We start from the raw sequence: 14382 nt of genomic DNA, 5'->3' as shown, positions 1-14382 counted from the left end.
GTTTAGCCGGGGGCGTGGGTATAGCCCGGTCGTCATGGACGAGGCTGGGCAGATCAAACGAAGAAGGGCGGCATGCGCCGCCCTTCTTCAGTCCATTTGCCGCCAGACGGCTTACTGCAGCGTGTCGCTGAGGATCCGTGGCGTCACGAAAATCAACAGCTCCGCCTTGTCGCTCTGGCGCGAGGTTCTGCGAAACAGGACTCCCAGACCTGGAATGTCGCCCAGGCCCGGCACCTTGGTGACGGAGTTCTGCTTGGTGATTTCGTAGATACCACCCAGCACCACCGTCTGCCCGTTGTCGACCAGAACGGACGTATTGAGTTCGCGCGTGTCGATCTGCGGGACCTGACCGCTTCCGGGCGCATCGATGAACTTCGCCAGGGCGTCCTTCTTCACGTTGATCTTGAGGTAGACCCGGTTGTCCGCCGTGATGGTCGGCGTCACCTTGAGTTCCAGCACCGCATCCTTGAACTGCACCGTGGCCGTGCCGCTACCCGCCGCACCCGACGCGCTGTTCTGATAGGTCACGTAACCGATCTGCTGACCCTGACGGATGACCGCTTCCTGCTGGTTGGCGGTGATTACGCGCGGACTGGAGATGACCTCACCGCGCCCCTCGGTCTGTGCGGCGGAGAGCTCGAGATCGAGGGCGTAGTTGGCGCCGAGGATAGCGAGCCCGATGCTGCCAGCGGCGGTCGTGGTAGGCAGGTTGAGATTTAGGCCGCTTGCCGTGCCATTGCCTTGATCCTTGCCACCGATTGAGACCACGTTCCCGCCACCAATGCCGCTCTGCAGGCTGGGTGTGGCAGTTGCCGCGTTCTGGAACTCCGTATTGTTCGAGCGTCCCTGCACGCCGAACTTGGCGCCGAGTTCGCGGGTGAACTGATCCGTGGCCACCACGATGCGCGACTCGATCAGTACCTGTTGCACCGGCTTGTCGAGCACGGCAATGAGTTTGCGCAACTCGCGGATGTTGTCCGGACTGTCGTGCAGCAGCAGGGTGTTGGTGCGATCGTCGTAGGAAACGCTGCCGCGGGGAGAGAGGAACCCACGGCTGGCATTCGCGCTCTGTCCGGCCCCTCCCGAGCTCTGCTTGCTCTCGGTGGTGAGCAGCTTCGCGATATCTGCCGCCTTGCCATAGCTGATCGGCACGTAATCCGTGATCAGCTCGGCGTTGTCCTCGGCCTTCAAGCGGGCGTCGGCCACATCCTGCTCGTATTTGGCGAGTTCGGCCTGCGGGGCGATCCACACCACATTGCCGCTGCGGCGCTTGTCCAGACCCTTGGCGCGCAAGACGACGTCCAGAGCCTGATCCCACGGCACGTTGACGAGGCGGAGGGTAACGCTACCACCCACGGAGTCCGAGGCCACAAGGTTGAGGCCAGAGATGTCAGCCAGCAGCTGCAGGGCCGACCGCACCGGAATATCCTGGAAATTGAAGGTGACCCGGCTGCCGCTGTAGACCGGCTCCTGACCTTTCGCAAGTTGGTCTGTGGCGACATCCTTTTTCTTCGGTGCGATTTCGACGACGTACTGATCACCGGACTGATATGAGGAAGTCTCGACGTTGCCGCCGGTGCTGATTTCCATCTGCGCGCCCATGCCGCTGGCACGCGTCACTATGGACTGAACCGGAGTGGCGAAGTCCGCCACATCCAGTCGCTGCGCCTGGCTGGCCGGAAGATTCACGTGATCCAGATCGACGATGACCTTGTCGCCTTCCGTGCGCATGTTGGCAGACGCGCCCGGACCGCTGAAATTGATCAACACCCGCCCCTCGCCCTTGGGACCGCGCCGGAAATCGACATTCGACACGGCAGGTCCGGTGCTCGCGGAAGGCAGGCGCTTGGACGGATCAGTAGTGGCAACCGTCGTGGTGTTCTGAGCGTCGCTGCCGTTGTTGACCGTCAGCACGAGGCTGTTGCCGTCCACGCGGGAGGTGTAAGTAGATTCCCGCATCAGCTCGACCACAACGCGCGTACGTCCGCCAGCGGATACGGCCGACACCCCGGACGTCGACCCCTTGCCGATATCCAGATGGCGGGGGGCCGCATTGGTGGTATCCGCAAAGTCCACCGCGATGCGCGGCGGCGTTCCCGTCGTGAAGATGTTCGGCTGGGGCACCTGGCCCTCGGCGAAATTCATGTGCAACTCGACGCGGCCACCGGGCAGCACGTCGTAGCTGATGTCTTTCAGGGTCGCGGTGGCGGCTGCGGCGGACTGCGCCCAGAAGGCGCTCGCCGCCAGCAAGGTCATCGCCAGGTAACGGCTTGCATGGCGCATGATTCGGCCCTGAACAGGTTTGGTTTGGTTGCTCATTGCATCAGCCCCTGTGTTTCCTATTTCTCGCCGAGCGCGATGCTGGCCGGACGTTCCATCCAGCCACCATTACCGTTGGAGATGAGTTCCACGAGATCGACGTGATCGTCGCTGATCGCGGTGATACGGCCGTAGTTCTGGCCCATGTATTCGTTCTTGTGCACGCGATGGATCACGCCGCCCGGATCCTTGATCAGCACCTCGGTGTTGGCACCGGTGCCGACCGTGCCGACCATCTTGAGGCTGTCCAGGGCGAACATTTCCAGCGGCTGCTTGGCGCGATTTTCGTCCGGCCGCGGCCCCGTTGCGGCTGCCGAGCTGGAAGACGGTTGCGTTTCGGCCGAGCTGGGGCTGAACGGATCGCGGTCGCCCTGGTCGCTGTATTCGAAGGTCTCGAAGGTGCGGATCACCGGCAGCGGATCGATCGGCGCACCCTTCTTGAGCTTCTCCTTGGCGACCCAGTCGCGCAGGTCGGACATGCCGCGCGTACAGCCCGCGAGCGCGATCAGCGCGCCACACAGCGCTGCCACACGCAGCACACGGCTATGCCTCATGGCGAGAGACCGGCTCATTTCCGCCCCCTATTGTTGCCTTTCGCCTTGGCCGCCTTGCCGTCAGCGGTCTCGTCGTCGTCAAGGTAGCGATACGTCTTGACCGTGCCTTGGAGAACCAACTGGCCACTGCCTTCGGCCCCCTGCTTAGGCGTGAGCGACACGTCGTGCAGGGTGAGAATGACCACGCGCGGAAGCGAGGCGACACCGCTGATGAAAGTACCGAACTGATGGTAGGTGCCGGTCATGCGCAGCGAAATCGGCTCCTCCGCGTAGAAGTCCTTGGGCGTCTCGGCGCCGGGCTGGAACAGGTCCACCTCGAGACCCGCCGAGAGCGCGGTCTGCGAAATATCGACCAGCAACTCAGGCATCTCGGTCTTGCCCGGCAACTGACGCAGCAGCTGGCGCAGCATGTCCTGCATTTCGTCGAGCTGCTGCTGCAAGGCGTCGAGGTTGACCGCCTTGGCCTGCTTCTGCGCGAATTCCTGCTTGAGCTGCTCTTCCTTGCCGGCCAGCGTTTGCAGAGAATCCTGCTGATCGCTGATGTACAGGTACCAGCCGAGGAAGCCGATCACGACAAACAGCAGCGCCGTGAAGAATATCTTGATGGATTGTGGCCAACCGCCGATGTTGTTGCGATCGAGGCTGCGCAGATCGTCGAAAAATTTCACGGCTTGGCCCCTCCCGTCGACGGCTTCGCTGCCGACTTGTCGGCGGTCGTGGTGGCAGGTGCCTTGGTCGAGCCCGGAGCGTTCATTACTTCGCCGGCCTGGGCATCGTCCTTGGGACGGCTCAGCGAGACGTTCAACCCAAAGGTGTACGGCATGCGCTGATCCTTGTGGAGATTCTCCGTCTTGCGCAGATCCGCATGCCCCATCCACGGCGACGATTCGATGTTGCGCATGTACTCGGCGACGCTCGCGTTGGATTGCGCCACGCCATCAAGCGACATCGAGTCTCCGCTCTGCTTCAGACCGGTGAGGCGCGCGCTGGCCGGGATGGTTTTCACCAGCTCGTCGAACAGGTGGACCATCTGGGAGCGGTTGGCCTGCAACTGTTCGATGATCTGCTTGCGCGCCAGCAGGCGATCGCGCACCTTTTCCAGATCCTTGATCTTGGCGATCTTCTCGTCGAGCTGTTTGATCTCGGTCTGCAGATAGGCGTTGCGCTCGTTCTGGTTGTCAATGCGCAAGCCCATCCACCAGGCCCAGAGCAGCACGCAAAGTACGGCAGCAGCAGCAGCCGCACCCAGCTGCATGAAGAATTCACGCTCTCGCTGCTTGCGACGCTCGGCGCGCCACGGAAGGAGGTTGATATGTGCCATCAGTCGAAGCTCCTGAGCGCAAGGCCGACAGCAATCATCAGCGCCGGCGCATCCTGGGCCAGGGCCTGCGCCTGCACGCGAGAGGAGAGCGACATGCGCGCCAGCGGGTTGGCCACTACGCAGGGGATGCCCAACTGCTCCTCGAGCATCGGTGCCAGGCCCTCGATCGAGGCGCAGCCACCGGCGAGCACGACCTGGTCCACTTTGCTGTATTCGCTGCCCGCGAAGAAGAACTGCAGCAGGCGGCTGATCTGCTGGGTCAGGGATTCCTTGAACGGTTCCAGCGCCTCAGTCTCGTAAGACTCGGGCAGACCGCCCTTGCGCTTGGCGCGACCGGCCTCTTCATAAGACAGACCGTAGCGGCGCATGATTTCGTCGGTCAGCTGCTTGCCGCCGAACACCTGCTCGCGCGAATAGATGGTGCGCTGGTTGCGCAGCACGGACAGCGTGGTCATGGTGGCGCCGATGTCGACCACGGCGACCAGCGCATCGCGACCGACGTTGAGCTGGTCGGCCAGCATGGCGAAGGCGTTCTCCAGTGCAAACGCCTCCACGTCGATCACCTTGGCGGCCAACCCGCCGAGATCGAGTGCCGCCACCCGCATGTCCACGTTCTCGGTGCGCGAGGCAGCGAGCAGGATGTTGTTCATGTCGGGGTTGTCGCGAACCGGCCCCATTACCTCGAAATCGAGGCTGACCTCGTCGATCGGATAGGGAATGTACTGGTTGGCCTCGACCTGGATCTGCCCCTCGAGATCTTCCTCGGACAGCTCGCTGGACATCGGCACTACGCGGGTGATCACGGCGGAACCTGCCACCGCTGCGCAGGCGTGCTTGAGCTTGGAGCCGGACCGCGCCAGCGCGCGCCGAATCGCTTCACCGACTGCCTCGACCTCGACGATGTTCTTCTCGACAACCGCATTGGGGGGCAGTGGCTCGACCGCGTAATGCTCCACGCGATAGCGGCCACCGGCCTGGCTGAGCTGCAGCAGCTTTACGGCAGTCGAACTGATGTCGACACCAATAAGCGGCGGCTTCTTGGGTGTAAAAAGACCCACGGTTTGTCCCCCTTCCCCTGGCACTCCAGCCGGTTCCCGGCGGATGTGCGCTGGCATTAAATCCAAAAATTAACGCAATAGCAACGGTATACGATCACTTTCTCGACTCAGTGGCGTGATGGGACACACATTTGAGTCATCCGGCTCTTTGGCCTGTTTTTTGCCCCGGGACCGCAACCGACCCTGCAGGCGATAGTGCTACATCTATACTCTGGCACGTTTTGACTCAGGTCTCGCTACCTCCACATCATGCGAATTTTGAAGCGTCTGCTCCGCTGGGCACTGATCCTGGCCTTCTCGGGACTGCTGCTCGGCGTAGCCGCCATCGGCGTCGCCTACTGGCTGATTTCTCCGCGCCTCCCCAACGTCGACGAGTTGAAGGACTACCGCATGCAGGTACCGCTGCGGGTAGAGAGCGCCGACGGCAAGTTGATCGCCAGCTTTGGCGAGACCCGCCGCATCCCCGTCGACATCGACAAGGTGCCGGATCGACTCAAGCATGCGGTGCTGTCGGCGGAAGATGCCGATTTCTACACGCACCCGGGCTTCGACTGGCACGGCATCGCGCGTGCGGCATGGCACGTGATCATCTCCGGCGGCGACAAGGGCTCGGGTGGATCGACCATCACGCAGCAGGTCGCGCGAAATTTCTTCCTGAGCCCCGAGAAGCTCTACTCGCGCAAGCTCACCGAAATCTTCATTGCCGTGCGCATGGAGAACGAGCTGACCAAGGACCAGATCCTGGGTCTCTACCTCAACAAGATGTTCCTGGGCCATCGCTCCTATGGCGTGGCTGCAGCCGCCGAGTACTACTACGGCAAGACGCTGGACCAGTTGAGCATCGCCGAGTGCGCCACCATCGCCTCGACGTTCCAGCTGCCATCGGCAGTGAACCCGATCAACAACCCGGTCCGCATGCTGGCACGTCGCAACTGGGTGCTCGGACAGATGCTCGAGCATCGTTACATCAGCAAGGTGGAGTACGAGCAGGCGGTCAAGGAGCCCAACGGCGCCTTCGCACACGAGCAGCCGATCGAGGTCGATGCCCCGTATCTTGCCGAGATGGTGCGCCGGCAGGTGCTCGATCGACTCGGCAACGACGCGCTCACCGAGGGCTACGTGGTGAAGACCACCGTGCAGAGCGCCAGGCAGACCGCCGCCGTCGACGCACTGCGCGATGGACTGGTGGCCTATGATCGCCGCCACGGCTGGCGCGGTCCCGAAGCTCACTCCGACCTCGCCAACAGCGCCGGCACCGCCGACTTCGACGACTTGCTGGCAAGCTACAGCAGCATCTCGGGCATGCAGCCCGGCGTGGTGACAGCCGTGTCGCCAACCGAGGCAACCGTCTACCTGGCCAGTCACGACAGCGCCACGCTCGACCTTACCGCCGTGAGCTGGGCCCGCCCCTTCATCAGCGACTCGCGCGTGGGCGTGTCGCCCAAGCGCGTGGACAGCGTGCTCAAGCGTGGCGACATCGTTCGCGTCTCGCGCAACGACAAGGGTGCGTGGGAACTGGCGCAGATTCCCAAGGCGCAGGCGGCGCTCGCCTCGGTGAATCCGGAGGACGGCGCCATCCAGGCGCTGGTCGGCGGCTTCAGCTTCGCGCGGAGCAAGTTCAATCGCGCCGTGATGGCCGCTCGCCAGCCGGGATCGAGCTTCAAGCCCTACATTTATTCGGCCGCGTTCGATCGCGGCTTCACGCCTGCCTCCATCGTCAACGACGCGCCGCTAGCGCTGCCCGACCCGTCCAAGCCCGGCGGGCTGTGGACCCCGTCCAACGACGACGACAAGTTCGACGGGCCGATCCGCCTGCGTGAAGCGCTGGTGCAGTCGAAGAACCTGGTGTCCGTGCGACTGCTGGACGCCATCGGCGTGCGCTATGCGCGCGAGTACGCCACGCGCTTTGGCTTCTCGCTCGATGCGCTGCCGCCCAACCTCTCCATGGCGCTCGGCACCGCCTCGGTGTCGCCCATGGGCATGGCACGGGGCTACGCGGTGTTCGCCAACGGCGGCTATCTGGTCAAGCCCTATTTCATCCGCGAAATCGACGATCGCGACGGCAAGCCGGTCTATCTGGCAAACCCCGCACGCGCCTGCCGCTCGTGCCAGGAGCGGCTGCTCGACACCAGTCCGCCCGGCCCTCCGCCTGCCGAGAGCGCCGCCCCCACGCCAGCCGCGGCCGCCATTGCCGCATCCACTGCCGACGATCCTGCCATCGGCAGCAGCGCGCCCGATGCCGTCGGCGATGTGGTCCTGCCCAGCGATGCCCATGACAATGCCAAGGCCCCGCCGGTACTTGCTCCACACGTCATCGACATCCGCAACGACTATCTGGTGACGTCGCTGATGAAGGACGTGATCCTGCGCGGCACGGGCGCGGCAGCGCGTGCGCTGGGGCGCGAGGATCTGGCCGGCAAGACCGGATCGACCAACGATCATCGCGACGCGTGGTTCGTCGGCTTCAACGGGGACCTGTCCACGGCCGTCTGGGTCGGTTTCGACGACTTCAGCTCGCTCGGTCGCTCGAACGGCGTTGGCGAGTTCGGCGCACAGGCCGCGCTGCCGATCTGGATGGATTACATGGGCAGCGCCCTCAAGGGCCTGCCGGTGAACATGCTGTCCATGCCGCCGGGGATCACCACCCTCACCATCGACCGCAGCACGGGCCTGCCGGCCCCGCCGGGCGATACCAACACGATGTCGGAGATATTCAAGGTGGAAGACCTGGACAAGCTGCGCAGCCAGGCGGCCCAGCAACAGCAGGAGCAGGACAAGCAGCACGCGTACGACATTTTCTGACGTACCGGGTAGGATCGTGTCGTGCCCGCCGTCCCGTAGCCGGACGGCGGCCCCACCGACGAAGGAGCGAGACATGGCCCGAGGCGAGCACCACCGCATCCACGCCCATGACCGCCTGCAGCGCAATCGCCTGCGCGTTGCCCAGGAAGCCGCGAGGCTGATGAGCGAGCACGGCATCCGCGACTTCCACCATGCCAAGCTGAAAGCCTCCGAGCGCCTGGGTATCGTCGATGCGCAGAGTCTGCCGCGCAATGACGAGATCGAGCAGGCGCTGCGCGAGCATCAGCGGATATTCCTGGCTGACACCCAGCCGCAACGGGTACGCCGCTGCCGTGAGGCCGCGGTGGAGGCGATGCGCTTTCTCAAGGCATATCAGCCGCGCCTCGTCGGTGCCGTGCTGGAAGGCACCGCGGACGCGCACTCCGCCGTCTGTCTGCACCTGTTCGCCGACGATCCCGACGACGTGCTGCGTTTCCTGGACGAACAAGGCGTGCCGTTCGAAATCCAGACCCGCCGCCTGCGCCTGAGCCGCGACGAGACGGCCGAATATCCGGTGCTGCTGTTCTCGGCGGACGGGCTGCCGTTCGACCTCACCGTGCTGCCGACCGATTCCCTGCGCCAGCCGCCGCTGGACCGGATCGACGAGAAGCCGATGCGCCGCGCGGGCGTGACTGCCGTTGAGCAGTTGCTGTTCGAAGATCGCGAAGACGACGATCTGGAGCGCAAGCTCGCCGCGCTGCGCTGAGATCGCGCCGTGCCGAACAAAAAACGCCCCGGCATGCCGGGGCGTTTTTCTGGACATCCCGGAGCGGCTCGTGCCGTCCCAGGATGTCGTGCTCACTCAGCGCTTGGCGGCGGGAATGAAATCGCGCGGCGCGGCACCGGTGTAGACCTGACGCGGGCGACCAATGCGTGCCCCCGGGGTTTCGTGCTGCTCGATCCAGTGCGCGATCCAGCCGGCGGTACGCGCGATGGCGAACATCACGGTGAACATCTCGGTCGGGATCCCCAGCGCCTTGTAGATGATGCCCGAATAGAAGTCGACGTTCGGATACAGCTTGCGCTCGACGAAGTAGTCGTCCTTCAGCGCCGCCTCTTCCAGCTTCATCGCCACGTCCAGCAGCGGGTCGTTGACGCCCAGCTCGGCCAGCACCTTGTGGCACATCTCGCGGATGATCTTGGCGCGCGGGTCGAAGTTCTTGTAGACGCGGTGGCCGAAGCCCATCAGGCGGAAGTTGTCGTTCTTGTCCTTCGCGCGCTTGACCGCCGTCTCGACCTTATCCGGCGTGCCGATCTCCTCGAGCATCTTCAGCACGGCCTCGTTGGCGCCACCGTGCGCAGGGCCCCACAGCGCGGTGATGCCCGCAGCGATCGATGCGTACGGATTGGCGCCGGTCGAGCCGACTAGGCGCACCGTCGAGGTGGAAGCGTTCTGCTCGTGGTCGGCGTGCAGGATGAACAGCAGGTCCAGCGCCTTGGCCGCCACCGGATTGAGCGTCAGCGGCTCGCTGGGCACCTCGAACATCATGTGCAGGAAGCGCGTGACGTACTCGAGGTTGTTGCGCGGATAGCGCATTGGCCAGCCAATCGAGTAGCGGTACGCGGCGGCGGCGATGGTCGGCATCTTGGCGATCAGGCGGATCGCGGCCAGCTTGCGGTCGTCCGCGCTATCGACATCGAGATCGTCGTGGTAGAACGCCGACAGCGAGGCCACCGAGGCGGCCAGCATGGCCATCGGATGGGCGTTGTGGTGGAAGCCCTGGAAGAAGTTCTTCAGCGACTCGTGCATCATCGTGTGATGCGTGATCTGGTGCTCGAAGGTGGCGAACTCTTCCTTCTTCGGCAGCTCGCCATTGAGCAGCAGGTACGACACTTCCAGGAAGTTCGAATGTTCGGCCAGCTGCTCGATCGGGTAGCCGCGATACAGCAGCACCCCTTCGTCGCCGTCGATGTAGGTGATCGCGCTCTTGGTGCTGGCGGTGCTACCGAAACCGGGGTCGTAGGTGAAGTGGCCGGTGTCCTTGTACAGCGTGCCCAGGTCGATACACGACGGGCCCAACGTGCCGCTCACCAAGGGCAGCTCGCTGCTGCGGTTGTTCGACTCGTCGGTCAGCTTGACGATCTTTGCATCGGACACGGAAACCTCCTTCACGTATGTCACCGCCGCCGCGACCGCAGGGCGGCTCCGGCTGGCGAGGGAATCGGGGCAGCGGCGGCGGGGAGACCGGCGCTGCAGCAGGCGCCGTGGCACCTGGGCCGCGCATTATCGCACAACGCCATCGCCCACATGCGTCAGCGGATGGTCTGATGGAGGGCACAAAAAAACACGGGGCAGACGTCGGTCTGCCCCGTGCTCGAGACCTGCTCGACTGGCGCCAGGGCGCCGGCCGGGATCACTGCAAGCCTTACTTCTGCGCGTAGCGACGGCGGAACTTGTCCACGCGACCGCCGACGTCCAAGGTCTTCTGCTTGCCGGTGTAGAACGGGTGCGAATGGCTGGAGATATCCACCTTGACCAGCGGGTACTCGTTGCCGTCTTCCCACTTGACGGTTTCCTTGGTGGCAATCGTCGAACGCGTCAGGAACGCGAACTCGGACGAGAGGTCCTGGAACACCACCGGGCGGTAGTTCGGATGGGTATCGGGCTTCATGACAGGCTCAAAGCGGTGGGTGAAAAGAGCGGCATTGTACAAACCCGGCGCAGCGCGGGTCAACCCGGAGCGCTACGGCGCGCCGAGCGCCCGGCGCACCATGGCGGCGAAGCGGTCCGCGTCGAGCTCCATGACGATATTGGCGTTGGCCGGACGCTGCAGCCGGCCGGCCCAGTCGACCACGGTGGCGCCGCGGGTCAGCCGACCATCCAGCTCCACGGCAACGTGGCGGGATTCGCTGCGGGTCACGATCGACGGATCGATCGCCACGGCCATCGCCAGTGCATCGGCGGCGATCACCCCGCGGCGGCCGCGGCTGCGGTTGAATGTCCGCGCCGTCCCGAACACCTTGCCGAAAAACTCGGCGCGCGCGTCGCCGGCGGCGAGCCAGCGATCGAAGGTGTCCTCGTCGAAGGCGTAGCGAAGGGTCGCCTCCCAGTCAACCAGATCGAAATGGGGGAACGCCTCGAACACCACGTGCGCCGCCTCCGGGTCGAAGCCGACGTTGAACTCGGCCGGCACCTTGCCGGTATTGCCCAAGCCGGTCACCGCACCGCCCATCACCACCAGCCGCGCGACGCGTTGCGGGAGTGACGGGTCCAGCCGCAGCGCCAGCGCGAGGTTGGTCAGCGGCGCCAGCGCCACCAGGGTGAACTGACCGGGATACTCGCGAGTCAGGCGCAGGATCGCGAGCGCGGCGGCCTCGTCTTCGGCCGCTGCCTTTGGCGCGGGAAAGCCGATGTCGCCAAAGCCGTCGCTGCCGTGCACGAAGGCGGCATCCTCCTCAGGCATGCGCACCAGCGGGCTCGGGCAGCCGGCAAACACCGGCGTGGCGGCGCCCACCAGGTCGACCAGGGTGCACGCATTGCGCACCGTATGGGCGAGGCCGACGTTGCCGGCGGCGACACTGAGGCCGACGACGTCGGCATGGGCGTGCGCCATGAGGATGGCCAGCGCGTCGTCGACGCCCGGGTCGGTATCAATCAGGAGTTTCGGCTTGCTCATGGTCCGTCACGTATCGGCAGAGCCGGTCAGCTTAAGCGCAAGGCGGGCGACGGGACAACGCGCTCATCACGCGTGCGCGTAGCGCGCCGCGCCGCCGATCCAGCGCTCGATGAGCAGCTCGGCGGCACGCGGGTGCTCGCGCAGCATCGTCTCGCCGACTTCATGCACGGCATCGAGCAGGTGCGCATCGCGGGACAGATCGGCGATGCGGAAGCTGAGCTGGCCGGTCTGTCGCGTGCCGAGCACTTCGCCGGGACCGCGCAGCTCGAGGTCCCTCTCGGCGATGCGGAAGCCGTCGTTGGTCTCGCGCATCACCTGCAGGCGTTCGCGCGCCAGCTGGCCGATCGGCGGCTGGTACAGCAGCACGCAGTTGGAGGCGATCGCGCCGCGCCCCACCCGTCCCCGCAACTGGTGCAGCTGGGCCAGGCCGAGGCGTTCGCTGTTCTCGATCACCATCAGGCTCGCGTTGGGCACGTCCACGCCCACTTCGATCACCGTGGTGGCCACCAGCACGGCCAGCTCGCCCGCCTTGAAGGCATCCATCACGGCCTGCTTGTCCTTCGGCTTCATGCGGCCATGGATGAGGCCGACGCCGTGGCCCGGCAGTGCGGCGACCAGTTCGGCGTGCGCCACTTCGGCCGCCTGCGCGCGCAACTGCTCGGACTCCTCGATCAGCGTGCACACCCAGTAGACCTGGCGGCCGTCGCCGCACGCGCAGGCGATGCGCTCGATGACTTCGGTGCGGCGCGCGTTGGAGACGGCCACGGTCTGCACCGGCGTGCGACCGGGCGGCAGCTCGTCGATGGAGGACACGTCGAGATCGGCATAGGCGCTCATTGCCAGCGTGCGGGGAATCGGCGTGGCGGTGAGCACCAGCTGATGCGGCACCTGATCGCCCTCCAGCCCCTTGTCGCGCAGGGCGAGACGCTGGTGCACGCCGAAGCGGTGCTGCTCGTCGACGATCACCAGACCAAGCCGGCCGAACGCGACGCCTTCCTGCATCAGCGCGTGCGTACCGATCATCACCAGCGCGCCCCCCGCCACGCGCTTGAGCGCCTGCTGGCGCGCCTTGCCCTGCACCTTGCCGGCCAGCCACTCGACCGCGATGCCCAGCGGTTCCAGCCAGTGGCGGAAGTTGCGCAGGTGCTGTTCGGCCAGCAATTCGGTCGGCGCCATCAGCGCCACCTGGTAGCCGGACTCCACCGCCGCCAGCGCCGCCAGCGCCGCGACCACGGTCTTGCCCGAGCCGACGTCGCCCTGTACCAGGCGCAGCATCGGCTTGCTGCGGGCGATGTCGCGCACCACTTCGTCGGTCACGCGCTGCTGGGCCGCGGTCAGGGTGAACGGCAGTGATGCCAGCAGCTGCGCGCGCAGCTCACCCTTACCACCCAGCGCGGGCGCGCGTCGCATGCGCACCGCCGCACGCATGCGACGCAGGCTGAGATGCTGGGTCAGCAACTCCTCGAAGGCTAGGCGCTGCTGGGCCGGATGGATGCCGAGCGTGAGCTGACCCAGATGCGCATCGGCCGGCGGGCGATGTACATAGAGCAGCGCCTCGCGCAGCGAGGTGAGCCCATGTTCCGCGCACAGCGGCGGCGGGATCAGCTCCAGCGCGGCCTCGGGCGGCAGCAGTGCCAAGGCCTTGGAAATCACCCCCGCCAGCCGCTTGATGCCCAGCCCCTCGGTGGTGGGGTAGATCGGCGTCAGCAGCTCGCTCATGGCCGCCGGCGCATGGCCCGCCAGCCGCTCGTACTGCGGGTGCACCATTTCCAGCCCCTGTGCACCCAGGCGTACCTCGCCGTAGCAGAGCAGTCGCGTGCCGGGCTTGAGTAGGTCGGCCTGTGCACGATGGAAGTGGAAGAAGCGCAGCTGCAGCGTCTCGCGCGAATCGTCGCTGATCGCCACCTTCAGCTGCGGGCGGAAGCGAAAGCCCCGCTCCACCGCATCCACCACACCCTCGACCTGGGCGCGATCGCCCGGACGCAGATCGGCGATCGGCGTCAGGTGGGTGCGGTCTTCATAGCGCAGCGGCAGGTGGAACCACAGGTCCTGCACGCGCTCCAGCCCCAGCCGCGCCAGCGCCTCCGCCAGCGCCGGCCCGACGCCGGGCAGGCTGGCGACGGGGCGCAGCCCGGGTGCGTCCGTGGATGGCTGGGCGGTGGCATTTCGAGCAGGCATCGCGCAAGCCTAGCGGAGGCGCTGCGCCTGCTGCAGCGGTGACGGCAGCGGCGCACGTGGGTGTCGGCCGCGCAGGAGGCTCAGTCGAGCACCATGACCGCATCGACCTCGACCTGCGCCGCCTTCGGTAGTGCCGAGACCTCGATGGTGGAGCGCGCGGGATACGGCGTCTGGAAATACTCGGCCATCACCGCGTTGACCTCGGCGAAGTGGCCCAGGTCGGTGACGTAGATGCCCACGCGCACGATCTGCGCCAGTGAGCCGCCGGCCGCCTCGGCCACCGCGGTGAGGTTGTCGAACACGCGCCGCGTCTGCGCGCGGATGTCGCCCTCGACCAGCGCGCCAGTCGCCGGATCGAGCGGAATCTGGCCGGAGAAATACACCGTGTTGCCGGCGCGGACGGCCTGCGAATACGGACCGATGGCGGCGGGCGCACGCTCGGTGGCGATGATGCTGCGGGACATGGAGGCACCTCGTGGCCGGGGATGATCGAC

12 protein-coding genes are annotated in these 14382 nt (G+C 65.6%); 2 read left to right on the top strand and 10 right to left on the bottom strand.

Annotated features, from left to right (window positions below):
- Positions 1-111: 111 nt before the first annotated feature.
- From pilQ to ISP17_RS03080, 5 genes are read right to left on the bottom strand one after another with little or no spacing between them, the layout of a single operon-like run.
- Positions 112-2283 carry a type IV pilus secretin PilQ gene (gene pilQ / locus ISP17_RS03100; protein WP_404631407.1) on the bottom strand — a complete coding sequence of 724 codons (2172 nt, stop codon included), beginning with the start codon at positions 2281-2283 and terminating at the stop codon, positions 112-114.
- 56 nt (positions 2284-2339) lie between these two features.
- A complete protein-coding gene (locus tag ISP17_RS03095; RefSeq protein WP_404630047.1) occupies positions 2340-2873 on the bottom strand; it encodes a pilus assembly protein PilP in 534 nt (177 codons plus the stop codon).
- Positions 2874-2887: 14 nt separating this feature from the next.
- Positions 2888-3541: a type IV pilus inner membrane component PilO gene (pilO, locus tag ISP17_RS03090; RefSeq protein WP_404630046.1), complete on the bottom strand. Its 654-nt coding sequence runs from the start codon at positions 3539-3541 to the stop codon at positions 2888-2890.
- Positions 3538-4194 (bottom strand): PilN domain-containing protein, encoded by a 657-nt coding sequence (locus ISP17_RS03085; RefSeq protein WP_404630045.1) that lies wholly within the window; start codon positions 4192-4194, stop codon positions 3538-3540. The genes pilO and ISP17_RS03085 overlap by 4 nt, the downstream gene beginning before the upstream one ends.
- The gene (locus tag ISP17_RS03080; RefSeq protein WP_404630044.1) at positions 4194-5252 is read right to left on the bottom strand and encodes a pilus assembly protein PilM; all 1059 of its coding nucleotides are present in this window, start codon (positions 5250-5252) and stop codon (positions 4194-4196) included. Before ISP17_RS03080 ends, ISP17_RS03085 begins: the two co-directional genes overlap by 1 nt.
- A gap of 249 nt (positions 5253-5501) precedes the next feature.
- Between ISP17_RS03080 and ISP17_RS03075 the strand changes: the two genes are divergently transcribed.
- Positions 5502-8054: a penicillin-binding protein 1A gene (locus ISP17_RS03075; protein ID WP_404630043.1), complete on the top strand. Its 2553-nt coding sequence runs from the start codon at positions 5502-5504 to the stop codon at positions 8052-8054.
- Positions 8055-8127: 73 nt separating this feature from the next.
- Positions 8128-8799 (top strand): hypothetical protein, encoded by a 672-nt coding sequence (locus ISP17_RS03070; RefSeq protein ID WP_404631405.1) that lies wholly within the window; start codon positions 8128-8130, stop codon positions 8797-8799.
- A 96-nt stretch (positions 8800-8895) separates the two neighbouring features.
- Here ISP17_RS03070 and ISP17_RS03065 read toward each other — a convergent pair whose 3' ends face one another.
- The 5 genes from ISP17_RS03065 to ISP17_RS03045 form a co-directional block, all read right to left on the bottom strand.
- On the bottom strand, positions 8896-10191 hold the full coding sequence (locus ISP17_RS03065; RefSeq protein WP_404630042.1) for a citrate synthase: 1296 nt from the start codon (positions 10189-10191) through the stop codon (positions 8896-8898).
- Positions 10192-10459: 268 nt separating this feature from the next.
- Positions 10460-10705: a type B 50S ribosomal protein L31 gene (locus ISP17_RS03060; RefSeq protein WP_266170673.1), complete on the bottom strand. Its 246-nt coding sequence runs from the start codon at positions 10703-10705 to the stop codon at positions 10460-10462.
- 72 nt (positions 10706-10777) lie between these two features.
- Positions 10778-11710, bottom strand: coding sequence for a nucleoside hydrolase (locus ISP17_RS03055; RefSeq protein ID WP_404630041.1), 933 nt, complete (start codon positions 11708-11710; stop codon positions 10778-10780).
- A gap of 66 nt (positions 11711-11776) precedes the next feature.
- Entirely contained in the window at positions 11777-13888 is a 2112-nt protein-coding gene (gene recG, locus ISP17_RS03050; protein ID WP_404630040.1) for an ATP-dependent DNA helicase RecG, read from the bottom strand.
- An 80-nt stretch (positions 13889-13968) separates the two neighbouring features.
- Positions 13969-14352 carry a RidA family protein gene (locus ISP17_RS03045; RefSeq protein WP_404630039.1) on the bottom strand — a complete coding sequence of 128 codons (384 nt, stop codon included), beginning with the start codon at positions 14350-14352 and terminating at the stop codon, positions 13969-13971.
- Positions 14353-14382 lie beyond the last annotated feature (30 nt).

Source organism: Dyella ginsengisoli, assembly GCF_044904665.1.
In the GTDB taxonomy this organism is placed as follows: Bacteria; Pseudomonadota; Gammaproteobacteria; order Xanthomonadales; family Rhodanobacteraceae; genus Dyella_A; species Dyella_A ginsengisoli.
The sequence above is the reverse complement of the archived record's forward strand: the minus strand, read 5'-3'. Positions and strand labels throughout refer to the sequence as shown.

Coding starts and splice junctions, on each gene's coding strand:
- pilQ (WP_404631407.1), bottom strand. CDS start 2,283: ATGCGCCATGCAAGCCGTTACCTGGCGATGACCTTGCTGGCGGCGAGC.
- ISP17_RS03095 (WP_404630047.1), bottom strand. CDS start 2,873: ATGAGGCATAGCCGTGTGCTGCGTGTGGCAGCGCTGTGTGGCGCGCTG.
- ISP17_RS03085 (WP_404630045.1), bottom strand. CDS start 4,194: ATGGCACATATCAACCTCCTTCCGTGGCGCGCCGAGCGTCGCAAGCAG.
- ISP17_RS03075 (WP_404630043.1), top strand. CDS start 5,502: ATGCGAATTTTGAAGCGTCTGCTCCGCTGGGCACTGATCCTGGCCTTC.
- ISP17_RS03070 (WP_404631405.1), top strand. CDS start 8,128: ATGGCCCGAGGCGAGCACCACCGCATCCACGCCCATGACCGCCTGCAG.
- ISP17_RS03060 (WP_266170673.1), bottom strand. CDS start 10,705: ATGAAGCCCGATACCCATCCGAACTACCGCCCGGTGGTGTTCCAGGAC.
- ISP17_RS03055 (WP_404630041.1), bottom strand. CDS start 11,710: ATGAGCAAGCCGAAACTCCTGATTGATACCGACCCGGGCGTCGACGAC.
- recG (WP_404630040.1), bottom strand. CDS start 13,888: ATGCCTGCTCGAAATGCCACCGCCCAGCCATCCACGGACGCACCCGGG.
- ISP17_RS03045 (WP_404630039.1), bottom strand. CDS start 14,352: ATGTCCCGCAGCATCATCGCCACCGAGCGTGCGCCCGCCGCCATCGGT.